Annotated in this window: 25 protein-coding genes; 11 read left to right on the top strand and 14 right to left on the bottom strand. The window is 73.3% G+C overall.

From position 1 onward, the window contains the following. The first annotated feature begins 319 nt into the window (after positions 1-319). Complete coding sequence (locus ABD284_RS19145) at positions 320-769, top strand: Lrp/AsnC family transcriptional regulator (protein ID WP_344145371.1); 450 nt, start codon at positions 320-322, stop codon at positions 767-769. 183 nt (positions 770-952) lie between these two features. Here ABD284_RS19145 and ABD284_RS19150 read toward each other — a convergent pair whose 3' ends face one another. From ABD284_RS19150 to ABD284_RS19175, 6 genes are all read right to left on the bottom strand, one after another. Then, complete coding sequence (locus ABD284_RS19150; RefSeq protein WP_344145373.1) at positions 953-2,554, bottom strand: fluoroquinolone export ABC transporter permease subunit; 1,602 nt, start codon at positions 2,552-2,554, stop codon at positions 953-955. Next, positions 2,551-3,435: an ABC transporter ATP-binding protein gene (locus ABD284_RS19155; RefSeq protein WP_344145375.1), complete on the bottom strand. Its 885-nt coding sequence runs from the start codon at positions 3,433-3,435 to the stop codon at positions 2,551-2,553. The genes ABD284_RS19150 and ABD284_RS19155 overlap by 4 nt, the downstream gene beginning before the upstream one ends. 41 nt (positions 3,436-3,476) lie before the next feature. Further along, entirely contained in the window at positions 3,477-4,058 is a 582-nt protein-coding gene (locus ABD284_RS19160) for a TetR family transcriptional regulator (RefSeq protein ID WP_344145377.1), read from the bottom strand. 111 nt (positions 4,059-4,169) lie between these two features. Next, positions 4,170-4,925, bottom strand: coding sequence for an ABC transporter permease (locus ABD284_RS19165; RefSeq protein ID WP_344145379.1), 756 nt, complete (start codon positions 4,923-4,925; stop codon positions 4,170-4,172). Between the two features lie 52 nt (positions 4,926-4,977). Continuing rightward, a complete protein-coding gene (locus ABD284_RS19170) occupies positions 4,978-5,934 on the bottom strand; it encodes an ATP-binding cassette domain-containing protein (protein WP_344145382.1) in 957 nt (318 codons plus the stop codon). A gap of 136 nt (positions 5,935-6,070) precedes the next feature. Further along, positions 6,071-6,679: a PadR family transcriptional regulator gene (locus ABD284_RS19175; RefSeq protein ID WP_344145384.1), complete on the bottom strand. Its 609-nt coding sequence runs from the start codon at positions 6,677-6,679 to the stop codon at positions 6,071-6,073. Between the two features lie 158 nt (positions 6,680-6,837). On the opposite strand from ABD284_RS19175, the gene ABD284_RS19180 reads away from it, so the two are divergent. After that, positions 6,838-7,332 carry a hypothetical protein gene (locus ABD284_RS19180; protein ID WP_344145386.1) on the top strand — a complete coding sequence of 165 codons (495 nt, stop codon included), beginning with the start codon at positions 6,838-6,840 and terminating at the stop codon, positions 7,330-7,332. Next, positions 7,322-7,963: a class F sortase gene (locus ABD284_RS19185; protein ID WP_344145388.1), complete on the top strand. Its 642-nt coding sequence runs from the start codon at positions 7,322-7,324 to the stop codon at positions 7,961-7,963. Before ABD284_RS19180 ends, ABD284_RS19185 begins: the two co-directional genes overlap by 11 nt. A gap of 38 nt (positions 7,964-8,001) precedes the next feature. Here the strand turns inward: ABD284_RS19185 and ABD284_RS19190 are convergent, their stop codons facing one another. Beyond that, positions 8,002-8,682 carry a PhzF family phenazine biosynthesis protein gene (locus ABD284_RS19190; protein ID WP_344145390.1) on the bottom strand — a complete coding sequence of 227 codons (681 nt, stop codon included), beginning with the start codon at positions 8,680-8,682 and terminating at the stop codon, positions 8,002-8,004. A gap of 330 nt (positions 8,683-9,012) precedes the next feature. Here ABD284_RS19190 and ABD284_RS19195 point away from each other — a divergent pair, with 330 nt between their 5' ends. Further along, a complete protein-coding gene (locus tag ABD284_RS19195; RefSeq protein WP_344145392.1) occupies positions 9,013-9,423 on the top strand; it encodes a VOC family protein in 411 nt (136 codons plus the stop codon). Between the two features lie 84 nt (positions 9,424-9,507). On the opposite strand, the gene ABD284_RS19200 is transcribed toward ABD284_RS19195, so the two are convergent. Beyond that, positions 9,508-10,278, bottom strand: a complete 771-nt coding sequence (locus tag ABD284_RS19200; RefSeq protein ID WP_344145394.1) for a DeoR/GlpR family DNA-binding transcription regulator — start codon at positions 10,276-10,278, stop codon at positions 9,508-9,510. 326 nt (positions 10,279-10,604) lie between these two features. Here ABD284_RS19200 and ABD284_RS19205 point away from each other — a divergent pair, with 326 nt between their 5' ends. Further along, positions 10,605-11,366 carry a glycerophosphodiester phosphodiesterase gene (locus tag ABD284_RS19205; protein WP_344145396.1) on the top strand — a complete coding sequence of 254 codons (762 nt, stop codon included), beginning with the start codon at positions 10,605-10,607 and terminating at the stop codon, positions 11,364-11,366. A 247-nt stretch (positions 11,367-11,613) separates the two neighbouring features. Then, positions 11,614-12,240, top strand: coding sequence for a TetR-type transcription factor C-terminal domain-containing protein (locus ABD284_RS19210; RefSeq protein ID WP_344145398.1), 627 nt, complete (start codon positions 11,614-11,616; stop codon positions 12,238-12,240). A 35-nt stretch (positions 12,241-12,275) separates the two neighbouring features. Here the strand turns inward: ABD284_RS19210 and ABD284_RS19215 are convergent, their stop codons facing one another. The 4 genes from ABD284_RS19215 to ABD284_RS19230 all read right to left on the bottom strand — a co-directional run bounded on the left by ABD284_RS19215 (position 12,276) and on the right by ABD284_RS19230 (position 15,598). Then, positions 12,276-13,469 (bottom strand): FAD-dependent monooxygenase, encoded by a 1,194-nt coding sequence (locus ABD284_RS19215; RefSeq protein WP_344145400.1) that lies wholly within the window; start codon positions 13,467-13,469, stop codon positions 12,276-12,278. Next, the gene (locus tag ABD284_RS19220; RefSeq protein WP_344145402.1) at positions 13,466-14,083 is read right to left on the bottom strand and encodes a TetR/AcrR family transcriptional regulator; all 618 of its coding nucleotides are present in this window, start codon (positions 14,081-14,083) and stop codon (positions 13,466-13,468) included. The genes ABD284_RS19215 and ABD284_RS19220 overlap by 4 nt, the downstream gene beginning before the upstream one ends. 203 nt (positions 14,084-14,286) lie before the next feature. After that, positions 14,287-14,634 (bottom strand): winged helix-turn-helix domain-containing protein, encoded by a 348-nt coding sequence (locus ABD284_RS19225; RefSeq protein ID WP_344145404.1) that lies wholly within the window; start codon positions 14,632-14,634, stop codon positions 14,287-14,289. 400 nt (positions 14,635-15,034) lie between these two features. Further along, on the bottom strand, positions 15,035-15,598 hold the full coding sequence (locus ABD284_RS19230) for an ATP-binding protein (protein ID WP_344145406.1): 564 nt from the start codon (positions 15,596-15,598) through the stop codon (positions 15,035-15,037). A gap of 489 nt (positions 15,599-16,087) precedes the next feature. On the opposite strand from ABD284_RS19230, the gene ABD284_RS19235 reads away from it, so the two are divergent. The 4 genes from ABD284_RS19235 to xylA all read left to right on the top strand — a co-directional run bounded on the left by ABD284_RS19235 (position 16,088) and on the right by xylA (position 20,726). After that, a complete protein-coding gene (locus ABD284_RS19235) occupies positions 16,088-16,324 on the top strand; it encodes a DUF397 domain-containing protein (protein WP_344145408.1) in 237 nt (78 codons plus the stop codon). Between the two features lie 549 nt (positions 16,325-16,873). Next, positions 16,874-17,782, top strand: a complete 909-nt coding sequence (locus ABD284_RS19240; RefSeq protein ID WP_344145410.1) for a helix-turn-helix domain-containing protein — start codon at positions 16,874-16,876, stop codon at positions 17,780-17,782. 257 nt (positions 17,783-18,039) lie between these two features. Next, positions 18,040-19,431, top strand: coding sequence for a xylulokinase (gene xylB / locus ABD284_RS19245; RefSeq protein WP_344145412.1), 1,392 nt, complete (start codon positions 18,040-18,042; stop codon positions 19,429-19,431). 137 nt (positions 19,432-19,568) lie between these two features. Continuing rightward, positions 19,569-20,726, top strand: coding sequence for a xylose isomerase (gene xylA / locus ABD284_RS19250; protein ID WP_344145414.1), 1,158 nt, complete (start codon positions 19,569-19,571; stop codon positions 20,724-20,726). Positions 20,727-20,814: 88 nt separating this feature from the next. Here the strand turns inward: xylA and ABD284_RS19255 are convergent, their stop codons facing one another. Both ABD284_RS19255 and ABD284_RS19260 read right to left on the bottom strand, forming a co-directional pair. After that, on the bottom strand, positions 20,815-21,984 hold the full coding sequence (locus ABD284_RS19255) for an NAD(P)/FAD-dependent oxidoreductase (RefSeq protein ID WP_344145416.1): 1,170 nt from the start codon (positions 21,982-21,984) through the stop codon (positions 20,815-20,817). Next, positions 21,981-22,337, bottom strand: a complete 357-nt coding sequence (locus ABD284_RS19260; RefSeq protein WP_344145418.1) for a bifunctional 3-phenylpropionate/cinnamic acid dioxygenase ferredoxin subunit — start codon at positions 22,335-22,337, stop codon at positions 21,981-21,983. The genes ABD284_RS19255 and ABD284_RS19260 overlap by 4 nt, the downstream gene beginning before the upstream one ends. Positions 22,338-22,746: 409 nt before the next feature. Here ABD284_RS19260 and ABD284_RS19265 point away from each other — a divergent pair, with 409 nt between their 5' ends. Continuing rightward, complete coding sequence (locus tag ABD284_RS19265; protein ID WP_344145420.1) at positions 22,747-25,233, top strand: GcvT family protein; 2,487 nt, start codon at positions 22,747-22,749, stop codon at positions 25,231-25,233. Positions 25,234-25,334 lie beyond the last annotated feature (101 nt).

A 25,334-nucleotide genomic window follows, 5' to 3' on the forward strand; every position in this document is an offset into this window, starting at 1 on the left:
GAATGAATGGCCGGCGGTTGCGGATCCGGCGGTCTCGCTTAGCATGCGTAAGCGAGATCGCTCTTCAGGGTTACGGATGCAAGACGGCGCCTGCGAGTCGGCAACCGGCTCCGGAAGCGGCGTTTCCGCCGCGCATCGTGCGGCGGGCAGAGGTCGGCAGAGCGGGCACGCGGCGCGCAGCGCCCCGGCTCGGGGTGGTGGCGGGTGACCTGCGGGCACGCGGCGCGCAGCGCCCCGGCTCGGGGTGGTGGCGGGTGACCTGCGGGCACGCGGCGCGCAGCGCCCCGGCTCGGGGTGGTGGCGGGTGACGGGAGGGCGGATGCTGGACGGCGTCGACCGGCGGATACTCGCCGAACTGCAGGAGGACGCGCGGCTGTCCTACAACGAGCTGTCGCGGCGGGTGAACCTGTCGGCGCCCGCTGTGGCGGACCGGGTGCGGCGGTTGCAGGACACCGGCGTGATCACCGGCTACCACGCCCACGTCGATCCCGCCGCCGCGGGACTGCCGGTGACCGCCCTGGTGCGCATGGAGTGCTTCGGCCCCCTGTGCCTGCTGCGCGACGCGTCGGCCATGGCGATGCCGGAGATACTGCAGCTGCACCGGGTCACCGGCGACGCCTGCTGCGTGCTGCTGGTGGCGGTGGCGTCGATGGCGCATTTCGAGGAGGTCATCGACCGCCTGGCCGAGCACGGCCGCCCGTCCAGCACGATGGTGCTCTCCAGCACCTACCCTTGGCGGCCCGTGCGCCCGCCGTCGGCGCCGTCGTGACGGCGGCAGCGGAGGCCCGGGCCTCCTACGCCGACGACCGCGTCAACGACGCCATCCCGTCCTTCCGCCCCCGGCCAGCCTGACCCGCGCTCCCCGCACGGACCGGTGCGCGGGGGGCTTCCCGTCGCACGCGGCTCTCCGCCGCTCGCTCACCGCACCCGCGCACAGGGGCGCGCCGCCCGCTCACCCGCGCTCCAGGCGCCGCAGGGTCCGGCGGAGCAGCCAGGCACCCGTCAGCGCCGACAGCGCCGCCCCCGCCGCGAGCCCCGCCGGCCACGGAGCGGCGCCGTAGCCCGGCAGCACCGCCACCGGCCAGAACGCGGGCACGGGCGCCAGCAGCCAGACCGCCCGGGAGGGCAGCCACCACACCGCGGCCGGTAGCAGCGTGAACACCGCTCCGGCCGCTTTGACCAGCACCAGCGACTCGACCTTGGAGGCCGCGAACGCGGTGACGGCCAGCACGAGCAGCGCCGCCTGGAGTGCCGCCAGCCCGACCGCCGCCACCAGTGCGGGCAGCCCCTCCGCCGGCACGTCCGGCGCCAGGCCCGACAGCGGCACCGCGGCGGCCAGTCCGGCGGCCGCGGCGACCGCCGCGACGGCGAGCCGGTAGGCCAGATACCGCGGTAGGCCCAGGGGCGAGACGCGGAAGAGGGCCAGCGTGCCGTCGTCGGCGTCCTCCACCGTGCGCAGGGCGCCGATCGCGCCCATCATCAGTGGCACGTGCAGTACCACCAGCGCCGCCAGCAGCACCGGGGTGACGGGTTCGGTGTGCAGCCCGTAGCGGTCCGCGAGGAACCCGCTCACCGGCGGAAGCCCCCACCTCAGCAGCAGCGCCAGCACGGCCGGGCCCAGCAGCAGCGCGCTGAGCATCGGATCCCGCAGCAGCCCGCGCAGGTCGATGCGGGCCAGCCCGCCCACGGCCCGGCCGCGCGCTCGCGCGGCCGGCGCGCCCGCGCGCACCGGCCGCGCCTTTGCCGGTGCGCGGGCGGCTGCGCGGGACGCGCCCTCGGCGCCGCCCGCCCGTACCGCCGGCGGGCCGCCCGAAGGCGCGCCGGCCGCCGTCCTGGGCCCCACCGCCCGGCAGGCGGTCGCGGCGGCGGCCGCCGCGCACCCCGCCAGGTACAGCGCGCCCAGCGCCAGGGGCACCGGTCCCGGGGCCGCGTGCGGGAGGAGCCCGGCGCGGATCAGCTCGGCGCCGCCCGTGGTGGGCACCGCGTACAGAAGGGGGTGGTCGAGCGCACCGGAGACCTGCGCCACCGGCGCCGCGACCAGCGGTGCGACCAGGGGCAGCCGGGTGAACAGCACACCCGGCCCGCCCGCGCCCCCGCAGACCGCCAGCGCCAGGCCGACCAGCAGCAGGGACAGCAGTGCCACGCCGAGCAGCACCGGCGGCAGCGCCGCCGCGGCGGCGGCCGGGGACCGCTCGCGCGCGGCCGCCAGGGTCGCCGGGACCGCGATCGCCGCCGAGAGCGCCGTGAGCACGGCGAGCTTGGCGCCGACGTACTCCGCCGCACGCTGCGGCGACACCGCGAGGACGTCCCGGCCGCCCTCCGTCCGCTCGAAGAGCACCAGCACCACCGCGAAGAGCACCCCGAAGCCCGCGGTGTCGATGATCAGCAGGTAGACGGCGGCAGCGGGGGCGGCGCCGGCGGGGACGGCGGCCAGCACCGCGCTCCACAGCACGGCGAGTACGGCCGCGGCCGCGGGGACGCCGTGGCGCAGCTCCACCCGCCACTCCAGCGCCAGTCCGGCCGCCGCGCGCGCCGGCGCACCCGGCACGGTCACAGCCGCGTCCTGGTGACGGTGGCGAACACGTCGTCCAGCGACGCCTCGCGGGTGTGCACCGTCTCGACCGCGCCGCCCGCGAACAGCTCGGCCAGGTCCGGAGCGGCGGCCAGCGCGTCCAGCGGGACATCGCGGGAGTCCAGTCGGCCCCCGACGCGGTACTCCACCCGCACTCCCGGCCGCCCGTAGCGCAGCTTGAAGGCGCGCGGCGAGTCCACGGCCGCGATCCGGCCGTCCACGACGAACGCGACGCGGTCGCACAGCCGGTCGGCCGTGGCCATGTCGTGGGTGGTCAGAAACACCGTCGTGCCCTGGCGCGCCTGGTCGCGGACCACGTCGCGCAGTGCGGCGGCGTGCACGGGGTCCTGGCCGCCGGTGGGCTCGTCCAGGAACAGCAGATCGGGCCGGTGGGCGAGCGCGCGGGCCAGGTTGAGCCGCATGCGCATGCCCTTGGAGAAGCCGTCGACGCGGCGGTCGGCGGCCGTGCCGAGGTCCACCAGCTCCAGCAGCTCGCGTACCGGACGCGTCGGCCGGCGGTAGAGGCCCGCGACCGCGGCGAGGTTCTCCGCGGCGGTGAGCTTGCCGAACGCGACGGGAAGCTCGAAGCCGACACCGATGCGCTCGTGGTAATCGGCGCCCCAGCGGCCCAGCGGTCGGCCGAACACCCGGGCGCTGCCGGTGTAGCCGCGGAGAAGGCGGGTGAGCACGTGCTGCACCGTCGACTTTCCCGCCCCGCTGGGGCCGAGGAAGCCGAACACCTCGCCGGGGGCGACGGCGAAGGTCATCCCCGCGACGGCGTCCGCGTCGGCGCCGCGGTAGCGCACGCGCAGGTCCTCGACCGCGATCACCGCCGCACCGGCGTCCGGTCCGCGCGTGTCCACCCCGCCGGCTCCGTGCGGGCGCGTGCCGCGCCGGTGCCGCCTCATGCCAGTTCCGCGCTCAGCTGGAGGAACGCATCGTCGACGAGCTCCGGCAGCTCGGCACCGCCCTCGCCGCGGCTCCACTCGGTGAGGGCGGTGACGAGCACGGCCAGGCACGCGGCGGCGACGATGCGGACCCGCATCGGGACCTCGGCCGGGTCGTCGGTGTCCGCCAGCGCCCGTTCGAACAGCGACTGCGTGTCCTGCATCTGCTCCCAGAGCCGCGCGCGCAGTGCCGGCGCGCCCAGTACGAGGTGCACGCGGGCGAGCAGCGCGTCGCGGTCGGCGGCGTAGACGGCGGCCAGCCCTTCGCCCACCGCGCCGCGGACCCGCTCGACGAGGCCCTCGGAGCGCGGGCGGCTACGCAGCGCCTCCTCGATCAGAGGGTCGTAATCGTCGCCGAGCACGACGTCCTCCTTGGTCGGGAAGTAGCGGAAGAAGGTGGTGTGGGAGACGCCCGCGGCCGCGGCGATCGCCGCCACCGTGGTGTCGTCGTAGCCCTGCTCGCCGAACAGGCGCAGCGCCTCGCGCTGGATCCGCTCCCGGGTCCGCGCCTTCTTCCGTTCCCGCCAGTCGTCGCCCATGAGCACATCCTCGCCGAAGAAATATTAGTAACTAACATGTTAGCGACTAACATCCCAGCCGCAAGGCCCCGCGCCCGTCCCGCGGCCGCCCGGTGCGGGGCGGGCGCCCGGTCAGGCCGCCAGGCGGCGCATCAGGCGGGTGCCGAGGCCGAGCGCGACGACGGCGACCGCGACGGCCACGCCGGAGCCGATGTAGACGGAGGGGTCGCCGAAGTCACCGGCGAAGAGCGCACGCTCGGCGTCGACGACGTGGCTCAGCGGGTTGGCGCGGGAAAGCGCATAGAGCCAGGTCGGCGCCAGGTCCATGGGCAGCAGGATGCCGGACAGCAGGATCAGCGGCATCGTCGTGGTCTGCAGGATCGCCGGGAAGAGGAACTCCTGTTTCACCGACATCGCCAGCATGTACGACAGCGTGCCCAGGCCGATGCCCATGACGAGCAGCACCAGCAGACCGGCGACAGCGCCCGCTGGCGACACCCGCAGTCCGAACGGGAGGACCAGCAGCAGGATCACGGTCGCCTGGCAGAGCAGCACCGTGATGTCGCGCATGACCCGCCCCAGGAGCAGGGCGACGCGGTTGACCGGTGCGGCCAGCAGCCGCTCGTGCGCGCCGCTGCGCAGCTCCGGCAGCAGCCCGAAGCCCGCGAAGGACGTGCCGAACAGCGCGAGCATGGCGAGGACACCCGGCACGAACCACTGCAGGGAGTTCTGGCCCATTCCGCCGGGCATCCCCGCCAGCAGCGGCGCGAAGAGCGTCAGGTAGAGCACCGGCTGGAGCATGCTGAAGCCCATGCCCGTGACAGGGCTGTGCAGGGTGGGGCGCAACTGGCGGAGGCAGATCAGCCAGGTGTCGCGCAGGAGGGACATCGTCAGCGTTCCTTTCGGTCCGTCATGTCGTGGCGGAGGGCGGGCCGGGCGCTCATTCGGCGCTCTCGCGCAGGCTGCGCCCCGTCAGGGTGAGGAAGACGTCGTCCAGCGAGGGCCGGTGCACCTGCACGGTGCGCAGCTCCAGCCCGCGCGCGTCGACGGCGCGCAGGATCTCGGGCAGGACCGCGTCGCCGCGGTCGACACGCAGCCGCACCGCGGCCGCCGCGGTGTCCACCGAGTGCGCCGAGGGCACCGCCTCGACGGCGGCCGCCGCTGCGCGGGCGTCCTCCTCCGAGCCGGTCTCCAGGGTCACCAGGTCGCCCGAGACCTTGCCCTTGAGCTCGTCGGGCGTGCCGTCGGCGATCACCGAGCCGTGGTCGATGACGACCACGCGCTCGGCGACGCCGTCGGCCTCGTCGAGGTAGTGGGTCGTCAGCAGGATGGTGGTGCCGAACCTCTCGCGCAGCCGGGCGATGTGCGCCCAGAGGTTGGCGCGGCTGTGCGGGTCGAGGCCGGTGGAGGGCTCGTCCAGAAACAGCAGCTCGGGCCGGTGGATCAGGCCCATGGCGATGTCCAGCCGCCGCTGCTGCCCGCCGGAGAGGTGGCCGGCCTCGCGCTTGTCCAGGCCCTCCAGCTCCAGATCAGCCAGCAGCTCGGCGGCGCGCGACCTCGCCTCGGCCTTGCTAAGCCCGTAGAGCCGGCCCTGGCTGATCAGCTCCTCGGCGACGTACTGGCCCGTTCCGGCCGCGTGGCCCTGGCCGACGTAGCCGATGCGCCGGCGCACCCCGCGGGGGTCGGCGACCACGTCGCATCCGGCGACGGCGGCGCTGCCGGAGGTCGGCAGCAGGAGCGTGGTGAGCATGCGCAACGTGGTGGATTTGCCCGCACCGTTGGGGCCGAGGAACGCGACGAGCTCGCCCGCCCCGATATCGAGGTCGAGGCTGCGCACCGCCTCGACGGTGCCGGTCTTCGTCTTGAACGTCCGGCCGAGTTCACGGGTATGGATCACTGCTCCCCCTGGGAGTGACATCGGTAGTCAAACTTGAACACTTCGCCAAGCATGGCGAACCCGGGCAAGGTAGTCAAACTTGATTAGCTGGCCGCGCCACCCCGCCGCCGGGCGCAGGTCCTGCACCGGGGCCCGGTCAGCGCTGCGCCGACGAGGCCTCGCTGGGCTCGCCGAACACGGTCCCCTGCTCGCCGGACATGGTGTAGGCGCCGGCCTCCAGGCGCTCGATCAGCTCGGCGGTGAAGGTGGCGGCCGCGTCTCCGCTGACGACCCACGACCGGAAGAGCTCCCAAACGTGCGGCGGCTTGGCGCCGGTCACGGCGCCCTCGTCCAGCATCGCCCTCAGGCTGCGCTGATCGCCTTCGAGCCGGGCCAGGCGGTGCCGCAACAGCCTCACGGCCCGCTCCCGCGGCTGGCACGTGAGAAAGACGATTCCCGCACCGAAGAACTCCGGCTTGGCCGAGGCGTCCGACAGCGCCTTGGCGAGCAGCCGGAGGAACTCCTCCTCGCCGCTCTCGGTCAGCTCGAAGAGCGTGCGCTCGGGCCCTTCACCGCTCTCCTCGACGCCCGCGCCGCGCAGCATCCCGCCCTTCAGCAGCTGGCGCAGCGCGTGGTAGACGGACCCGGGATTGACGCTGGCCCAGTGCTCGGTGCCCCAGCTCAGCAGTTCGCGCCGCACCTGGTACCCGTGCGCCCGACCCGATGCGCGCACCGCTCCCAGCACCAGCAACCGCGTGGCCGACATCGCTCGCTCCGCCCTGCCCGAATCTCGCCTTCCTTCGAGGATAGGGCCGGGCCTGCGCCGCATCGGAAGCCGCCGACACTCCTGACAACGGTGCGTGACTGTTAGTTACCGTTTGTGACATCGTTCGGTTGTCCGATGTGCGGCGATGGGGAGACGACATGCGCCTTCTGATGACGATCGGCCTCACGGTGAGCGCGCTGGCGCTGTGCGCCGGCACAGCCGGGGCCTCTGCCGGGATCGAGGCCGTTCCGGAGACCGCCGCACCCGGCGACTCGGTCACGCTGCGCGCCCCGTGCGAGGGACCGGCCGAACGGCTGGAGTTCACCTCCCGGGCGTTCCAGGGCGTCCCCTCGGCCGAGGTGGTCGGCGGCACCGGCACCGTCCCGGTCGTGGTGGCGCCGGGCACGCAGCCGGGCGTCTACGGGATCATGGCCGAGTGCGCGGGCGGCAGCTCCACCGAGACCGTCGAAGGCGAACTGACCGTCGTGCGCGGCCCGCTCACGCCGACCCCGTTCGGCGCTCCGCAGACCGGGGGCGGCGGGGCCGCCCCCGAGTCCGGCCCGCCGCTGCTCGCCACCGTCTCCGGGGCCGCACTGCTGGCTCTGGGTGCCGCGGCCGCCGCGTACCGCCGCCTCCTGCGCCGTGCGGCCTGAGGGAGCCGTCAACGCCCTGGCCTGCGCGCTCGCCGCCGCCCTGGTGGTGTCCGCGGTCTCCGGATCCTCCGCCGCACCGCGGACCGACGCGTCCGGCCCCGAACCGCCCGACGCCGCGCCCGAACCGCCGGGGCGCGCACCGGCCGCCGCACAGGCTCCGTCGGCGGTGCCGCCCCGCGCCACCGCTCCGGTGCGCATCAGCGTCGGCGCGATCGGCGCGTCGGCGCGGATCGTCCCCGTAGGCCTCGACGCCGACGGCGCGCTGGAAGTGCCGCCGCTGGAGGACACGGGTACCGCCGGCTGGTACCGGCTGGGCGCCGCGCCCGGCGAGAAGGGCCCGGCCGTGATCGTCGGGCACCGCGACACCGCGTCGGGCCCGTCGGTGTTCTTCCGGCTGGAGGAGCTGGAGTCCGGCGACACCGTGCGCATCGGCCGCGCCGACGGCTCGACCGCCGTGTTCCGGGTACGGCGCACCGAGCGGGCCGCCAAGGCCCGCTTCCCCTCGGCGAAGGTCTACGGTCCCGTGGACCACGCGGCGCTGCGGCTGATCACCTGCGCGGGGCCCTTCGACTCAGCGGGCGCCCGCTATCGCCGGAACCTGATCGTCTACGCGCGCCTGGTACCGGACTGAGCGCGGCCGGGGCCGCCCGGACCCGCATCCGCACGGCCTCAGGTCAGCGGGTACTCCCGGGTCTCCAGATGCGCGCAGCGGCCGCCGACCTCGACGGTGCCGTCGGGCCCGGGCCGCACGTCGATACGCGAGCCCATCCCCTGGCGCACGGTCAGCTCGCGGCCGAGGCGCCGGCCCAGCCGCAACGCGGCGGCGCCGGTGGCCTCGTCCTCGCCGATACCCATCTCGTGCGGGAACACCCGCACCCGCACGCGCCCGGCCGCTTCGTCCTCCCAGGCCCATACGTGCAGGTCGACGCCTGGCTCGCCGCCCGCCAGCGCGTCCACCTCGGCCGGCGAGGACATCTGCCTGGTCTCGAAGACGGGCGCGAGGGCGGGATCGGCCCTGATCCACACCCGCTCGCCCTCGGTCCAGGTGGGCACCGGGCCCGCCGGCGGGTTGAGGACCCCGGTCGGACTCCCCCGCTGCGCCAGCAGCCAGGACGTGCCGACGAGCGGATGGCCGGCCAGCGGCAGCTCCACGGCGGGAGTGTGGATGTGCAGCCGGCCGTCGGCCTGTCCCAGGAAGACGGTCTCGGCGAAGCCGAGATCGGCGGCGATCCGCCGGCGGTCCGCCGCGGCGAGGTCGGGCGGGTCCAGGAAGACGCCGAGCCTGTTGCCGCCGGTGCCGCCGTCGCCGAGGAAGACGGTGACGACGTCCAGTGTGGTGTTCGCGCTCATGTCGCCACTCTGCCACGGAGGCGGGCGCGGCTGCGGTTCCGCGCGGCGCCCGCCACCGCCGCCGGCGGGGCCGGTCGGACGCCGACCGCCCGTTGACGCCGTCTTGGTGTGCGTGCTCTCACACGCGGCCGGTTGCGGCCGCGCGATCCCGGCCACAGCGGCCGTGCGGGCCCCAACCGCCGGGGCCCGGGTGCGAGCCGCACCCGCCCGTCCCGTTAAGCGTGCATTAACAACCCCTTGAGTGTGCCTCTGACCCGCGTATTCTCAAGAATTGTGCTAACGCTGTTCCCGCCCGGTAAACGGGCACTGGACCGCCGGAGAGAGGTTTCCGTGCCTCGAGTGACCGGTCTCGCGCACATCACGCTGTCAGTGCGCGACCGTGACGCCAGTATCGAGTTCTACCGGTCCGTACTCGGTTTCAAGGAGTACAAGACTCGTGACGGCAAGCAGTGGCTGCTCACCGAGTGCCGACACCCGTGCGGAGTCGTGCTGGGCTTCATTCAGCACAAGGACCAGTTCAAGGCCACCTTCGACCACCGGCGAACGGGCATGGACCACGTCGCCTTCCAGGTCGGCAGCCTCGGCGAGCTGGACTACTGGGAGGACCGGCTCACCGAGCTGGACATCGACCACTCGCCGATCGTGCACTCCGACAACGGCTCCATGATCCAGTTCTCCGACCCCGACGGCATCCAGCTGGAGCTGTTCTGCCCGGCCGAGCTGGGCAGCGACGTGGCCTGAGCCCCGGCTTCCCTCCGCCCGCCCGACCGACCGCCTGTCACGGACCCGGGTCCCGTTCCTCGGCCCGGGCTCGCCGTCCCGCGATCACTCCGGGGAGACCAGCTCCAACCGCACGTCCTGGGCCCGGATCTCGTCGGCCGCCGACTGCGGCAGCCGGTCGTCGGTGACGATCAGGTCGAACTCCTCCAGGCGCGCCACCCTGAACGTCCCGAACTTGCCGTACTTGGTGCTGTCCACGGTGAGCACGCTCTTCGACGCCACCCGCAGCAGCTGCTGCTTGGCCACCACCTTGGCCTCCGACGGCGTCGTCGAACCCCGCTCCACGTCCCAGGAGCTGCTCGCGATGAAGGCGATGTCGACGTTGACCTTGCTCAAGAAGTCGGCGGTGAACTGCCCGACGGACGAGTGGTCGGCGTGCGAGACCACGCCGCCGGTGTGGATCAGCTCGATGTTGGGGTACTCCATGAGGTGGCCGACCACGTTGAAGTCGTTGGTCACCACCGTCAGCCCCACCTTCTCGGTCAGCATCGGCACCATCTGCAGGGACGTGGTGCCGGCGTCGAGGAAGATGGTGAAGTTCTCGCGCACCAGCTCGGCCGCAGCGCGCGTGATGGCGCGCTTGGCCGGCACCTCCAGCTGGGCCTTCGCGAGATAGGACGGCTCGCTCTTCAGCCGCGCCGCCAGACGCACGCCGCCCGTCACCGAGAGCACCTTGCCGTCGTTCTCCAGGGCCTGGATGTCGCGCCGCACCGTCATATGCGAGACGGACAGCATCGAGGTGAGCTCGTTGATGCTCAGCACATGCCGCTCCTGCAGGAGCTTGAGGATGTGCTCGCGGCGCTGGTCGGGGATCATCTTTCGCCTTCGGAGTCGTCGTCGGACCTGCGCCGGCCTCGACGGCGGGCGCGTGTGCTTACCACAGAAGTGTCCCAGTCCGCGAGAGCGGTCCGCCGCCCGCCCCGCTGTCTCCGCGTTGTTCGCCGGACCATCGGATGGGCCGTCCGCGTGCCGCAGGCGCCCCGGGAAGGCCGCCTCGGGTTCCAGACACTCATATTGCGTTCGCACTACAGCCGAATCCATCTGAGTACGCCGAGTCCGCCCACGTAGGGCTGCCCGGTTTGGCACTGTGTTCCCACGTCCGGCGGCCCATCGCCGCCGATGATCGGGCTGGGGGATCACCGATGACGCTGGCGACCGCACTGCGGGGCGACACCTCCCGCTTCCGCGAGAACACGCTGCCCGCGATCCGCTCCGCGATCGCGGCCGGCGCCGACGCGCTGGCCGTGGACCTGCGCATGACGGCCGACGGCCACGTGGTGGTGGTGCGCGACAGCAGCCTCAAGGAGGACTGGGGCCTGGAGCGGCCCGCCGTGGGCGCGGGCCTGGCCGACCTCGCGGTTCTGGGCACCGACGTCGAGCAGCGCATCCCCACGTTCATGGAGGTGCTCGCCGAAGCGGGAAGGCAGCGCATTCCCTGCTCCCTGTTGTGCGAGGTGGACTCCGCCGACACCGCGCTGGCGGCCGAGGCGGTGGTGGGCGAGCACGGCATGAGCGACCACGTCCGCTACACCGGGCCGGTCGAGACGCTGCGGGCGCTGCGGGCGAAGCTGTCCGCCGCACCCATCGCGCTGCCCTGGGACCGGCCCGACCTTCCGGCGCCCGGTGTCTGGGAGGACCTGCGCCCCGACTTCTTCAGCGCCGACTACCGGATGCTCACCCGGGAGCTGGTGGTGGAGATCCAGCGCCACGGATACGGCGTGGCGGCTTGGACGGTCGACGACTTCCCGGAAATGGTGCGCCTCGCGGGAATGGGCGTGGACTCCATCATCACCGCCAACATCGGCGAACTGGTGCCCCTGACCCGAAACCGCGAGCACACGGGGGAATCCGGACCGCAGGAAAACCCGGTCTTCGCTGCGGAGAAGAGCGGCGAACTTCTCTGACCGGGAAATGAATTCAGTTCATTTCCAGCGAGGGAAACCGGGCCACCCGTGCCGACGCCCGACGACGCCCATGTCACAGGCGCAGCGCTGCCGTACGCCCCGGAGCACCCCTTATCGGAGCCGCCGCGCGTCCCGCATTTTTCTCTGAGAAGTCCGGAGAATATCGCTACCCTCGAATACGCCGACGGCGAATTCGTCCGGCGCACCCCTCGACTACGCCCCTTCCCTCGGGGCCGGCCCTGCAGAGATGATCATGACGGCGGACCTCACCCACCATGACGCGCAGACCCTCGACCGCACCCTGAACGCGGCGGCACGCTCGTTCGCCCGGCACGGGCTGCACGGACCGGACATGGCCTCCGTCGCACGCGAGGTCGCGGGCGAGACCGGGCTCGATCCCGCCGACTTCCGCAGAGCCTTCCCCACGAGACTCGACCTCGCCTGCGCCATCGCGCTGCACAGCGCCCGGAGGCTGGTACGCGACCAGCTTGCCGACCGCGGTCCGGGCGCTCCCCACGAACGGCTCGAACGCCTGGTGCGGCGGCACATCGACCACTGCCGCCACCACCGCACCGAGGAGGACCTGCGCCGCACCGTGCTGCCCACGCTGCGCGCCGTCCACCCCGGCCGCCACCGCGAACTCGCCGAACTGCGCCAGTCCTACCGCGATCACCTGCGCACCGTCGTCGCCGACGGCACCGCGCAGGGGCGGTTCCGGGTGGCCGATCCCGGAGCGGCGGCGGGGACGGTGCTGGAGGCCCTGGAGTCGGTGGTCAACTGGTACGACCCGGAGGACGGGTTGACGGCCGCCGAGCTCGGCGACGTCTACACCGACCTGATCGTCCACCACCACCTCGGCGCCCCGCGCGACTAGCCGCCCGCGCGCTCCGTGCTCGGGGCGGCGCCGACTCAGCCGCGGCGAGCGCCGCTCGGGGCCGAGGGCTCGGGCAGGGGAACCGGCTTGCCGGTCAGCGACGCGGCGATATAGCGGTCGACGCCGGGGATGCGCGACATCCGCAGCGCGATCCGCCGCCCCCACAGCGCCCAGCGCGTGTCGGGCAGGAACACGCGAGCGCCGCGGCGGCCCACCTGCTGCTTCTCCTCGACGACGGGCCGCCACCCCTCCTCGTAGCTCCGCAGCGCTGCCTCGACCGTGTCCTCGCGGACCAGGTGCTCGGCCAGCACGTGCGCACCCGCAACGGCCAGCGACGCGCCCATCCCGGCCAGCAGGGACACCGCCTGGCAGGAGTCGCCGAGCAGGACGACGCGGCCGCGGCTCCAGGGGGACATGCTGATCTGGGCGACCTGGTCGTAGTAGATCTCATCGGAAGGCGGGCACGCCTCCAGAGCGCGGGGCACCACCCAGCCCAGCGAGCCGTAGACCTCGCGCAGCGTGGCGCGGAAGTCCTCGGGCAGTGCGGGGTCGGGCGTGCGGTGCACGGCGAAGGCGGCCACCCGGTCGCCGCGCAGGGCGTAGAAGCCCATCATCCGCCCGACGCTGTCGGTCAGCCGGAACGCGTCGCCGATCTCGTCGCGCAGCCCGGAGTCGGAGAAGACGTAGGCGGCGGTGTGGAAGCCCAGGTAGCGGATGAACCGCTCCTCCTCGCCGAAGACGTCCCGGCGGACTTGGGAGTGGATGCCGTCGGCGCCGACGAGCAGTGCGGCCTCCAGCTCGCTGCCGTCGGTCAGCCGCAGCCGCACGCCGTCGTCGCGGTTGTCCAGGTCGGCGATCGAGGTGGAGTAGCGCAGGTCGACGCGGTCCGAAAGCTGCTCCCGCAGCCCCTGCTCCAGGTCGGGGCGCATGATGCTGAGCAGGCGGCCGCCGACCGCGCGGGCGAAGCGGTCGTAGTCGAGCCCGCCGCGGTTGCGCCCGCGCGCGTCGACGTAGCGGGCCTCGTCGACCCGGTGGCTGAGCTCGCGCAGCCGCGGGAGCACGCCGACGGCCTCCGCCGCCTCGTAGCCCGGGCCGAAGAAGTCGATCATGTAGCCCTGCGGGCGGGGGCCGGGCGCCTTCTCCAGGACCACCACCTCGAATCCGAGGGTGTCGAGGCGCTGGGCGAGGGCGAGCCCCGCTATGCCTGCGCCGCAGACGACGATCCTCATGCCGGATCACCTGTTCCTTCCGTTTCGTGGGGTCCGCGCTCGCCGGCGGCGGGCGCGAGGATGCGGCCCAGGACGGGGGCGACGTCGGCGCCGCTCATTCCGGGACTCAGCGCCCGGTGCATCAGGACGCCGTCGATCGCGGCCGCCAGCACCGCCGCGGTGCCGTCCGGGTCGGCCACGCCGCACCGGCCCAGCCAGTCGGCCACCCGCGACCGGAACTCGGCCACCACCGCGGAGATCTCGCCGCGCAGCGCGTCGTCGCGGGTGGCGGCGAGGTAGGCCTCGATGAACAGCAGCGACTGCGGGTCGAGGCCGGTGTGCCGGTCCAGCTCGCCCAGCAGCAGCTCCAGCCCCCGGCGCGGGGAGTCCGCCCGGTCGAACAGGCCCGGCGCCTGGGCGAGGTAGTCGCGCATGGCACCGGTGGCGGCCTCGGACAGCAGCGCCTGCACCGAGGAGAAGTGGTAGTGCACCAGCCCCGGCGTGACGCCGGCCCGGTCGGCCAGCATCCGGGTGCTCACCGCGGTCCAGCCGCGCTCGGCGATGAGCCGGCAGGCCACGTCGAGCAGCTTGCGGCGCACCTCGCGCCCGCGTTCGGCCGTGGTGGGTCGTGCCATGGGCCCTCCCTGCCCTGCGCCGACCGCCGGAGACCGGCGCGGCCGCGCGCTCGCACTTGGGCGTTCGACTTGGTCGTATGCCCAAAATAGCACACGCCTCACCGCGGCGGCCGCAGAGCCGGCGGATGCGGGACGCGAGGAGGGGGAGGCGGGAGCGGTGGAAGGGGCCGGCGGCTCGTGGAACCCGGGGCGGCCCGGCGGCCTCACCCGCAGAGGCGGAAGCCCGTCCCGCGCGCGGTCTCGATCCTCTCGGCGCCGACCTTCTTGCGCAGAGCGCGGATGGAGGCGTCGCGACGTCGGACCCCGGGTCGTAGCCGCACGGGACTGAGGAGCTGCGGTGTGAGCACCTGATCGCGATGGCGCAGCGGCAGCTCCAGCAGCGCGAACTCGCGCGCGGTGAGGTCGGCGGTGCCCGCGCCGGTGGCGGCGCGGCGGGCGCGCAGGTCCAGGGTGAGCTCCCCCGCGGTGAGCGTGGAGGCCTCGGGGCCGCGCTCGGCGCGCACGTCGCCGTCCTCACCGTCGTCGCCGGTGAGGGGCGAGGGCGGGCCCACGGCCTCACCTGACGGCGTGGGCCGCGGCTCGGCGCCGCCCGAGGAGACCGGGGCGGAGGGGAGGATACGGGCGACTCGCCGATGGTCACACGGCCGGGCGGACGGGCGGGCGGCGCATCGCTCCCGGAGGCCCAGACCACGGCGGACGCCTGCGAGGGGAGACCACCGCGACGGCGGTCGCCGCGGTGCGGTACAGCGGGTTCATGCCGGTGATCCTGCCGGCGGCGCCCTGGAGCCGACATGAAACAAGATGGGAATCCGCTCATCTGCGCAGCGAGGCACGGCACGCACGGACGGGGCGGCCGGAGGTCCGGCGGCGCCGGGTGATGAGGGGCGCCGCCGCCGGAACCGGCGGCGGCGCCCTATCCGGAAGGGCGAGGGTTTGATCGGGTGGTGCCCCTCAGGGCGCGTCGGGAATGGAGAACGCGGCCCAGACCACCTTTCCCTGCCCGTCGAGGATGTTCCAGCCCCAGTCGGAGCTGTAGGAGTCGATGAGGCGCAGGCCCCGGCCGCCCTCGCCGCAGCCCTCGTCGAGCTCGCCCATGACAGGCGCGGCCCTGCTGGGGTCGAAGACCATGCAGGTGAGCTCCCCGTCGCCGCGCACCAGGCCGAACTGCACGGACCACTCGGAGATCATCCCCGAGTCCACCGGCGCGGCGTGCCGGCACGCGTTGGTGACCAGCTCGGAGACGACCAGGCGCAGGTCGCAGGAGAGGGACTCCAGCCCCCAGTCCTCCAGCACACCTGCGGCGAAGTCGCGGGCCCGCTTGACCGAGGCGGGGTGGAACCCCAGTCCGCACACCGCGGTGATGGGGCGGATGAAGTGCTCCCCGACCGGCAGCGGTGCCAACGACAGGCCTTGCCAGCCTCCGGGCACGTCGCCGACGCGGGCCGACGGGACTCGGGCGCCTCCGGACGCCAGGAAGAGGCCACCGGCGTGGAAGTGGGCAGAGTGCGCAGTCATCGCGCTCCTTGCGCTGTCGGGCTACTCGCACCGTACGGGTCCACTTGCATCCCTATCTCTCGTCGCTTACAGACGTAAGCACGAATGCATGTGCATAACGCAGTCTAGTGAGAAGTGCGCCGCATGTCCTCCCTGAGGCCGGTTGTTATGAAAATTTAAGCGAACCGGCCGGGCACCGGACGCGTCTCGACCGGCAACGCCGCCCCGTCGTCGCAGGCCACAGGGGATCGATCCGGCATCGCCGCAGGCCACAGCGGTCGCCCGGATGGACGGCGAACCGAACGCGACTCGGAAGTTGGGCCGAAAGTCCCGATTTGCTCCGAGCGGCCCACCTTGCCCCACCCGCGGCTTCTTAGCGGGTATTGCCATAGTTAACGTGGCTTACCAACGCAAGAACCCCTGCAAGCACATATGCACGTGCATCATGTAGTCTGCGCGCGAGTCGCGGATGATCTTGGTATGGCGACAGGACCGAAAGAGAGAACACCGATGCAGCAGACCTACAACGGCATCCCCGCCGGCAGCCTCCGGGGCGCCGTGTGGCGCAAGTCCGAGCTCAGCAACCCCAGCGGCAACTGCGTTGAGGTCGCCCGCCTGCCGGACGGGGAGATCGCCGTGCGCAACTCCCGCCACCCCAACGGTCCCGCCCTCATCTACACGCCCGCTGAGATGACGGCCTTCGTCCGCGGGGCCAAACTGGGCGAGTTCGACCACCTGCTCGACTGATACGCCCGCTGAACGCGGACGGCCCGGCGCGGGTGGCCCACAGCGCAACCGGTCCGAGGACGGGACGGTACGCATCCCCCACTCCCTTGCAGCGCCCCCGCCCCACATTGACCCCCGTGATGACCCTCCGGGGAGGGCCGGGCCGGCTTCGCCCCTTCTGCGGCGCGTGCGCCGCCGGGAGCTCTCCCGCTCCGAGCGCACACCTTCGTCCCCGCGCGCATCCGCGCAGACGCACATCCCGCGCCGCGGTTGCCAGCGCGATCGGTGAACTTCGCGGATATCTCGACGCAAATCCGTGGCGGTATTCAATAATGTCCGCGGAATTCACTCGCTTCCCTCGGGGTGCCGACGGCCTCCGCTTCCCCTCCGGCGCCCGCCGCCCGCCGGCCGACCGGCGACAGTGATCCGGATGCGTCTTCACCTGGTCACAGCGTGTGCAACTAACAGCATCCGGTCACAACACCGAGCGTGTGCGGCGTTCCGCGGCAATTGCCGTACCCGCCGCTATTCTGATTCACTGTCTCGGTCAGCTGCTCTCGGAGGGGCAAAATGGAGATAGCGCGGCCGGAGGAGGACACTCCCCCTGCGAACGTACTCGCCCAGTCACGGGGCGGGCCGACTGTGTTGCGCATTCTGCTGGGCACCCAGCTCCGGCGGCTCCGAACGGCAAAGGGCATCAGCCGCGAGGACGCCGGCTACGAGATCCGTGCCTCGCACGCGAAGATCAGTCGCTTGGAGCTCGGCCAGGTCAGTTTCAAGGAGCGCGACGTGGCGGACCTGCTCTCGCTCTACGGCGTGGACGACTCCGAGGAGCGCGGCACGCTGCTCTCCCTCGCGCGCCAGGCCAACAACCCCGGCTGGTGGCACAAGTACAGCGACGTGCTGCCGAGCTGGTTCGAGGTCTACGTCGGCCTTGAGGAAGCCGCCTCGATCATCCGTACTTATGAGCTTCAGTTCGTGCCGGGCCTGCTGCAGGCCGAGGAGTACGCCCGTGCGGTGATCATGCTGGGCCACGGCAACGCGCCCGTCGACGAGATCGACCGCCGCGTGCACCTGCGCATGACGCGCCAGGAGCGTCTGACCGGCCCGAACGCCCCGCGCCTTTGGGCCGTGGTCGACGAGGCCGCGCTGCGCCGTCCGCTCGGCGGCACGCACGCGATGCGCGCGCAGCTGGAGCACCTGATCGAGATGGCCACGCTGCCCAACGTCACGCTGCAGATCGTGCCCTTCGCGCGCGGCGGGCACGCGGCGGCGGGCGGGCCCTTCAGCATCCTGCGCTTCACCGGCGCCGACCTGCCCGACGTGGTCTATCTGGAGCAGCTCACCAGCTCGGTCTACTTCGACAAGCCCGAGGAGACCGACCATTACATGGCCGTCATGGACCGGCTCTGCCTGGAGGCCGCTCCGGCCTCGGAGACCCCTCGCTACCTGCGCCGCATCCTCGACGACCTCGGCTGAGGCAGGCGGGCGGGTCCCGGGCCGCGGGCGCGCGGCGGCCGGACCCGCCGCTCCCGCCGGCGCACCCGGCACCGCCCGGCCCCGACCGCTCCCCGGCAACCAGCGCCTTCGCCTGGGTCGGCGGGATTGACTTTTGATTAGTCCGGAGACCAAACTAATCCTTACCGCGGTGCGCGGCGAACGTCACACCGCCTCGGCACCGAGTCACCGTACCCCTCAACGATCACCCCGATCACGACGCGCTTGGAGGTCCGACGATGCTGGTCGCGGGAGTGGACTCGTCCACCCAGGGCACCAAAGTTGTCGTACGCGACGCGGACACCGGCGTGCTGGTGCGGCGCGCGCAGGCGCCTCACCCCGACGGAACCGAGATCGAACCGCGGCACTGGTGGGACGCGCTGCTGAAGGTCTGCGGCGACGGAATGCTCGACGACGTCGTGGCCATCGGGGTGGGCGCCCAGCAGCACGGCATGGTCGCCGTCGACGGCGAAGACCGGGTCGTGCGCCCCGCCCTGCTGTGGAACGACACCCGCTCGGCCGGCGCCGCGCAGGACCTCGTCGCCGAACTCGGCGGCCCCGCCGAGTGGGCCCGCGCGGTGGGCAGCGTCCCCGTGGCCAGCCTCACCGTCACCAAGCTGCGCTGGCTGGCCGAGCACGAGCCGGACAACGCCGCCCGCACCCGCCGGGTCATGCTCCCCCACGACTGGCTGACCTGGCGCCTGCGCGGTGAGACCGACCCCGTCACCGACCGCGGCGACGCCTCGGGCACCGGCTACTTCGACACCGCCGAAGGCACCTACCGCCCGGACCTGCTGCGCCTGGCCTTCGGCCGCGACCTGGAGGTGCCCCGCGTCGCCCGGCCCGCGGAGAACGCCGGCGCGGTCCGCGTGCCCGGCCTGCCCGAGATCGCCACCGTGGCACCGGGCACCGGCGACAACATGGCCGCCGCGCTCGGCCTGGAGGCCCGCCCCGGCGACGTCGTCGTGTCCCTGGGGACCTCGGGCACCGCCTTCGCCGTCGCCGACAAGCCGGTGGCCGACGCCTCCGGCCTGGTCACCGGGTTCGCCGACGCCACCGGGCGGTTCCTGCCGCTGGTGGCCACCCTCAACGCCGCCCGCGTCCTCGACGCCGGCGCGCGGATGCTGGGCACGGACCTGGAGGAGTTCGGCCGGCTCGCGCTGTCGGCGCCGTCGGGCGCGGAGGGCCTCACCCTGCTCCCCTACCTCGACGGCGAGCGCACCCCGAACCTGCCCGACGCCACCGGCCGCCTCGACGGCATGACGCGGGCCAACCTGCACCCCGCGGCGATCGCCCGCGCGTTCGTCGAGGGCATGCTCTGCGGCCTGGCCGACGCCGTCGACGCGCTGACCGCCCAGGACGTCCCGGTCCACCGCGTGCTGCTGATCGGGGGCGCCGCCCGCTCGGAGGCGGTGCGCGCGATCGCGCCGCAGATCCTCGGGCGGCCCGTCGTGGTGCCCGAACCCGGCGAGTATGTCGCCGACGGCGCCGCCCGCCAGGCCGCGTGGGTGCTGGCGGGCACCGCCGAGCCGCCGGAGTGGGCCGGACCGGGCAGCGCCCAGGTCTACGAGGCCGACCCCGCACCCGGTGTCCGCGAACGCTACTCGCGGGCGCGCAACGCCCTTGCCTGACCGCTGGGCAGGCAGAACCGCGCAGGCATCGTGCAGCGGCCGCGCCCCGGCGGCGCACCGCCGTCACCCGGCCTGCCACACGGCGAAATCCGCTTCCTCCCCGGTCTGACGGCGGGGGCATCGATGGAGGTAATCCGATGAACGACTACCAGCCCGTCCGCGAGGACAAGTTCACCTTCGGCCTGTGGACCGTGGGGTGGCGCGGCGTCAACACGTTCGGCGAGCCGGTGCGCCCGGTGCTGGACCCCGTCGAGGCCGTGCGCCGCCTCTCCGACCTCGGCGCCTACGGCGTCACCTTCCACGACGACGACCTCATCCCGCCCGGCAGCGACGCCGCCGCCCGCGAGCAGATCCTCAAGCGCTTCCGCGGTGCGCTGGAGGAGACCGGCCTGGTCGTGCCGATGGCCACCACGAACCTGTTCAGCGACCCGGTGTTCCGCGACGGCGGCTTCACCTCCAACAGCCGCGACGTACGCCGGTACGCCCTCCGCAAGGTCCTCCGCAACATCGACCTGGCCGCGGAGATGGGCGCGCACACCTACGTGTGCTGGGGCGGCCAGGACGGCGCCGAGACCGAGGCGGGCAAGAACGGACGCGCCGCCCTGGACCGGCTGCGCGAGGCGTTCGACTTCCTCTGCGCCTACGTCCGCGAGCAGGGCTACGGGCTGCGCTTCGCTCTGGAACCCAAGCCCAACGAGCCGCGCGGCGACGTGCTGCTGCCCACCGTGGGCCACGCGCTGGCCTTCATCAACGAGCTGGAACACCCCGAGATGGTGGGCGTCAACCCGGAGGTCGGCCACGAGCAGATGGCCGGGCTGAACTTCGCGCACGGCATCGCCCAGGCCCTGTGGCACGGCAAGCTGTACCACATCGACCTCAACGGCCAGCGGGGTGTGAAGTACGACCAGGACCTGCGCTTCGGCGCCGGCGACCTCAAGGAGGCGTTCTTCCTGGTCGACCTGTTGGAGAACGCCGGGTACACGGGGCCGCGGCACTTCGACTTCAAGCCGCCGCGGACCGAGGACATGGACGGCGTGTGGGCCTCGGCCGCGGGCTGCATGCGCAACTACCTGATCCTGCGCGAGAAGGCCGCGGCCTTCCGCGCCGACCCGGAGGTCCGGGCCGCCCTGGAGGCCTCGCGGGTGGGCGAGCTGTCCGAGCCCACGCTCCGCGGGGGCGAGTCGGTCGCCGACCTGCTCGGCGAGGAGCTGGACCTGCCGGCGGTCGGCGAGCGCGGCTACCACTTCGAGCGGCTGGACCAGTTGGCCCTGGACCACCTGATGGGCGTGCGCTGAGCGGCGTGCCCCCTCTCCGCCGCCGGCCGGGGCTCCCCCTCCGGCCGGCGGCGGCCTCCACGGCGCGTCGAGGACGCCGGGCGGCGGCTTACACCGGGGCCGCCGCCCGGCCTATGCCGCGGCGCAGGCGGGTGAAGGCGCGCGGGCGGTCCACGGCCGCCGCGGCGGTCACCTCGCCCCCGCGTTCGTAGACCGCCGCGAAGGAGCGGTCGTCGAGCGAGCCCTCGACGACGCGCAGCTCGTCACCCTGCTGCACCCGGCCGGCGAACTGCAGCCGCAGCCCGTACTGGTCCGACCAGAAGTAAGGGGCGCGCCGGTACTCCTGGACCGTGGCCCCGGCGAGCAGGTTGGCCGCCGCGACGGCGGGCTGCTGGACGGCGCCGGTCCAGTGCTCGAACCTGGCGCTCGTGCCGTCGGCGCCGCGGCAGCGCGCCACGTCGCCCACTGCGGCGACCCGGCCGGCGGCGGTCAGCATCCCCGTGTCGCAGACGACGCCGTCGTCCAGCTCCAGGCCGGATCCGGTGAGCCAGGCGGTGTTGGGCCGCGCACCGATCCCCATGACGACGACGTCGGCGGGCACCAGGGTGCCGTCGGCGAGCTCGACCCCGGTGACGCGGTCGTGCCCGCGGAGGCCGCCGACGGGAACCCCGCACAGCAGCCGCACCCCGTTGTCGCCGTGCAGGCCTGCCGCGACGCGGGCGACGCCCGGTCCCAGCACCGCCTCCATCGGCACCTCCAGCGCCTCGACCACGGTGGTCTCCAGACCCAGCGCCGAGCACGCCGAAGCGATCTCGGCGCCGATGAAGGAGCCCCCGATGACCGCCACGCGCGGCGACCCGGCGGCGAGGTCGGCGCGCAGCGCCTCCGCGTCGGCCAGGCTGCGCAGCACGTGCACCCCGGCCAGTCCGGCGGTGCCCGGCAGCCGGTTCGGGGCGGCGCCGGTGGCCACGACCACGGCGTCCGCGCCGATCTCGGCCTCGTCGGCGAGCCGCACACTCCCCCGCCGCAGGTCCAGGCCCGCGGCGCGCACGCCCAGCCGCCAGTCGAGGTCCAGGTCGGCGTCGTCGGCGTCGAGCAGGGCGATGTCCTCGGTGTCGGCCTTGCCCAGCAGGAACTCCTTGGACAGCGGCGGTCGGTCGTAGGGCGGGCCCTGCTCGTCGCCGATGACCGTCAGCCTGCCCTCGAACCCCTGACGGCGCAGCGCTCGGGCGGTTTCCAGGCCGGCCAGCGACGCGCCGACCACGGCCACCGCCCTCATGCCGCGCCCTCGACGACGCGCTCGGCGGCGGGCGCGGCTGCCGGCTCGGCCGCGGCCGCGTGCACGTAGACGCCGCCGTCCTCGGCGACGGTGACCTCGTAGGTGCGCACGGGGTGCTTGGCGGGCAGGCAGCTCGGCTGGCCGGTGCGCAGGTCGAAAGCGGCCTCGTGCAGCGGGCACTCGACGTGGCACCCCTCCAGCCAGCCCTCGGAAAGGGAGGCGTTCTGGTGGGTGCAGGTGTCGTCGACGGCATAGACCTCGCCGTCGGCGTTGAACAGGGCGATGGGGACGTAGGCCATCACACGCAGCGACTCGCCCTGGGGCAGGTCGTTCAGGTGGCAGGCATAGATCATGGCGAGCTCCTCCTCTCCTTCGGGTCGGGTGTGCTGATCGGTCGCGCTCCGCCGGGATGCCGTGCGGCATGCGGCGGGCATGCGGCGGGCAGGGGCCCGGTTCCGGTGGTGGGACCCGCGGCGGAGTGCCGCGGTGGACGACGTCAACGGGGATGATCTTCGTCCCCTAATGCGCAACTACACGCCTAGTACGCAACAGTGTCTGCGGCCGCCCCGATCGCCGTCAAGCCCTCTGGAATCCCTGGTGATCAGCAACTTCCGCGAAATATTGATTAACATTCCGCCTCTTGACGCGGCCTTTCCGGCGGGTCAGCCTGTTGCTGATAACGCAGTGAGATGCATAGTACGAAACGTGACGGGCGTACCCGCCCGCGCCGCACCGGTTGCCCGTGTTCCGAGGGGGACGCCAATGACCGCCTCCGTTCCGCCGCCACGCACCCACCGCCCCCCGCGCCCGCGCGTCGTGATCATCGGCGCCGGCATCGTCGGCTGCGCCCTGGCCGACGAGCTCACCGCCCGCGGACTCCACGACGTCACCGTCCTGGAGCAAGGGCCGCTGTTCGCCACCGGCGGCTCCAGCTCGCACGCGCCGGGCCTGGTGTTCGCCACCAACCCGTCCAAGACGATGACCGAGTTCGCGAAGTACACCGTGGCCAAGTACTCCCGGCTCGACCTCGACGGCCGGTGGTGCTTCCGTGCCGTGGGCGGCCTGGAGGCGGCCACCACGCCCCAGCGCTGGGACGACCTCAAGCGCAAGCTCGGCCTTGCGCGCTCCTGGGGTGTGCGGGCCGAGCTCGTCGGGCCGGACGAGTGCGCGCGGATGTGGCCGCTGCTCGACAGCGACCGGGTCCTGGGCGGGCTGTACACCCCCGACGACGGGCTGGCCAAGGCGGTGCGCGCCGGCGAGGCCCAGGCGCGCGCCGCGACGGCGCGAGGCGCGGCCTTCTTGGACCACCACACCGTGGTGGGGGTCGAGCGCGACGGCGGCCGGGTGCGCGGGGTGGTCACCGACCGCGGCGCCTTCCCCGCCGACGTCGTGGTTTCGGCGGCCGGGTTCTGGGGGCCGGCGATCGGGCGGATGGCCGGAGTCGCGGTCCCGCTGCTGCCCCTGGCCCACCAGTACGCCTTCACCGCGCCCGTCGAGGGGGTGGAGAACCCGCCCGAGATCGAGGCGCGCCGCCCGCTGCTGCGCCATCAGGACCGCGACCTCTACTTCCGCGAGCACGGGGACCGGATCGGGATCGGCTCCTATGCACACCGTCCCATGCCGGTGCACCTGGCCGACGTCGCCGAGCCCGGCGCGGAGGCCTCCGAGGACATGCCCTCGAAACTGGAGTTCACCCCCGCCGACTTCGACCCGAGCTGGCGCGACAGCGTGGAGCTGCTGCCTGCCCTGGCCGGCTCCACGATCGAGGAGGGCTTCAACGGCGTCTTCTCGTTCACGCCGGACGGCATGCCGCTGCTGGGCGAGTCGCGGGCGCTGCGCGGGTTCTGGCTGGCCGAGGCCGTGTGGGTGACCCACTCCGCCGGCGCGGCCCGGGCCGTCGCCGAATGGATCGCCGAGGGCCGCCCCTCGACCGACGTGCACGAGTGCGACGTGCACCGCTTCGAGGACGCGCAGCTCTCCCCCGCCTACGTGGCCGACCGCGGCAAGCAGAGCTTCGTCGAGGTCTACGACGTCGTGCACCCGGCGCAGCCGATCGAAGGGCCGCGCCCGCTGCGCACCAGCCCCTTCTACCAGCGCGAGCGCGATCTGGGCGCGTTCTTCCTGGAGGGCGGCGGCTGGGAGCGGCCGCACTGGTACACGGCCAACGCCCCGCTGGTGCGCCCCGAGGACGAGGGTGCCGTGCGCGACCCCTGGGCCGCCCGCTACCACTCCCCCCTCGTCTGCGCCGAGGCCCGCGCGACCCGCGAGGGCGTGGCACTGTACGACATGACGCCGCTGAAGCGGCTGGAGGTCAGCGGACCGGGCGCGCTCGCGTTCCTGCAGCGCATGACCACCAACCAGCTCGACCGCAAACCCGGGGGCGTCGCCTACACGCTGCTGCTGGATCCCGGCGGCGGAGTGCGCAGCGACCTCACCGTCGCCCGCCTGGACGAGGACTTCTTCCAGGTCGCCGTGAGCAGCAGCCTCGACGTCGAGTGGCTGTGCGCTCACCTGCCCGCCGACGGCTCGGCGGTCCTGCGCGAGACCACGGCGGGCACCTGCTGCATCGGGGTGTGGGGGCCGCTCGCGCGCGACCTGGTGCAGCCGCTCAGCGGGGACGACCTCTCCCACGAGGGTTTCGGCTTCTTCAAGGCCCGGCGTGTGCACATCGGGCATGTGCCGGTGCTCGCCCTGCGGGTGTCCTACGTGGGCGAGCTGGGCTGGGAGCTCTACACCGGCGCCGACATGGGCCTGCGGCTGTGGGACACGCTGTGGGAGGCCGGGCGCGGACTGGGCGCGGTCGCCGCGGGCCGCGGGGCCTTCAACAGCCTGCGGCTGGAGAAGGGCTACCGGCTGGCCGGCACCGACATGACCACCGAACACGACCCCTACGAGGCCGGTCTGGGGTTCGCGGTTCGGCTGGACAAGGGCGACTTCATCGGGCGCGAGGCCGTCGCCGCCGCAGCGGAACGCGAGCCCCGGCGCAGGCTGAGCTGCCTGACCCTGGACGACCCGGAGCGCACGGCGATGGGCCGCGAACCGGTGCTCGTCGACGGCGCGCCCGCCGGATACGTCACCAGCGCCGCCTACAGCACGACATTGGGCCGAACCGTCGCCTACGCGTGGCTGCCCGCCGAGGCGGGCCTGCCCGGCACCGCCGTGGAGGTGGAGTACTTCGGCGAGCCGCTGGCCGCCACCGTGGCCGCCGAACCGCTGTTCGACCCGCAGATGGCCCGCATCCGCCGCTGAATGCGCACACCGCGCCCCGTACCGAGGAGCGGCCGCGGGCGAGCACCTGCCCCTCCGACCGCGACACCTTCCGCATCCGCCGCCGAGGAGGCACCCACCCT

The organism is Streptomonospora arabica (assembly GCF_039531585.1).
In the GTDB taxonomy this organism is placed as follows: domain Bacteria; phylum Actinomycetota; class Actinomycetes; order Streptosporangiales; family Streptosporangiaceae; genus Streptomonospora; species Streptomonospora halophila.

Coding starts and splice junctions, on each gene's coding strand:
- ABD284_RS19260 (WP_344145418.1), bottom strand. CDS start 22,337: ATGATCTATGCCTGCCACCTGAACGACCTGCCCCAGGGCGAGTCGCTG.
- ABD284_RS19215 (WP_344145400.1), bottom strand. CDS start 13,469: ATGAGGATCGTCGTCTGCGGCGCAGGCATAGCGGGGCTCGCCCTCGCC.
- ABD284_RS19210 (WP_344145398.1), top strand. CDS start 11,614: ATGATCATGACGGCGGACCTCACCCACCATGACGCGCAGACCCTCGAC.
- xylB (WP_344145412.1), top strand. CDS start 18,040: ATGCTGGTCGCGGGAGTGGACTCGTCCACCCAGGGCACCAAAGTTGTC.
- ABD284_RS19255 (WP_344145416.1), bottom strand. CDS start 21,984: ATGAGGGCGGTGGCCGTGGTCGGCGCGTCGCTGGCCGGCCTGGAAACC.
- ABD284_RS19145 (WP_344145371.1), top strand. CDS start 320: ATGCTGGACGGCGTCGACCGGCGGATACTCGCCGAACTGCAGGAGGAC.
- xylA (WP_344145414.1), top strand. CDS start 19,569: ATGAACGACTACCAGCCCGTCCGCGAGGACAAGTTCACCTTCGGCCTG.
- ABD284_RS19200 (WP_344145394.1), bottom strand. CDS start 10,278: ATGATCCCCGACCAGCGCCGCGAGCACATCCTCAAGCTCCTGCAGGAG.
- ABD284_RS19180 (WP_344145386.1), top strand. CDS start 6,838: ATGCGCCTTCTGATGACGATCGGCCTCACGGTGAGCGCGCTGGCGCTG.
- ABD284_RS19230 (WP_344145406.1), bottom strand. CDS start 15,598: ATGACTGCGCACTCTGCCCACTTCCACGCCGGTGGCCTCTTCCTGGCG.
- ABD284_RS19205 (WP_344145396.1), top strand. CDS start 10,605: ATGACGCTGGCGACCGCACTGCGGGGCGACACCTCCCGCTTCCGCGAG.
- ABD284_RS19240 (WP_344145410.1), top strand. CDS start 16,874: ATGGAGATAGCGCGGCCGGAGGAGGACACTCCCCCTGCGAACGTACTC.
- ABD284_RS19220 (WP_344145402.1), bottom strand. CDS start 14,083: ATGGCACGACCCACCACGGCCGAACGCGGGCGCGAGGTGCGCCGCAAG.
- ABD284_RS19160 (WP_344145377.1), bottom strand. CDS start 4,058: ATGGGCGACGACTGGCGGGAACGGAAGAAGGCGCGGACCCGGGAGCGG.
- ABD284_RS19175 (WP_344145384.1), bottom strand. CDS start 6,679: ATGTCGGCCACGCGGTTGCTGGTGCTGGGAGCGGTGCGCGCATCGGGT.
- ABD284_RS19235 (WP_344145408.1), top strand. CDS start 16,088: ATGCAGCAGACCTACAACGGCATCCCCGCCGGCAGCCTCCGGGGCGCC.
- ABD284_RS19190 (WP_344145390.1), bottom strand. CDS start 8,682: ATGAGCGCGAACACCACACTGGACGTCGTCACCGTCTTCCTCGGCGAC.
- ABD284_RS19265 (WP_344145420.1), top strand. CDS start 22,747: ATGACCGCCTCCGTTCCGCCGCCACGCACCCACCGCCCCCCGCGCCCG.
- ABD284_RS19165 (WP_344145379.1), bottom strand. CDS start 4,925: ATGTCCCTCCTGCGCGACACCTGGCTGATCTGCCTCCGCCAGTTGCGC.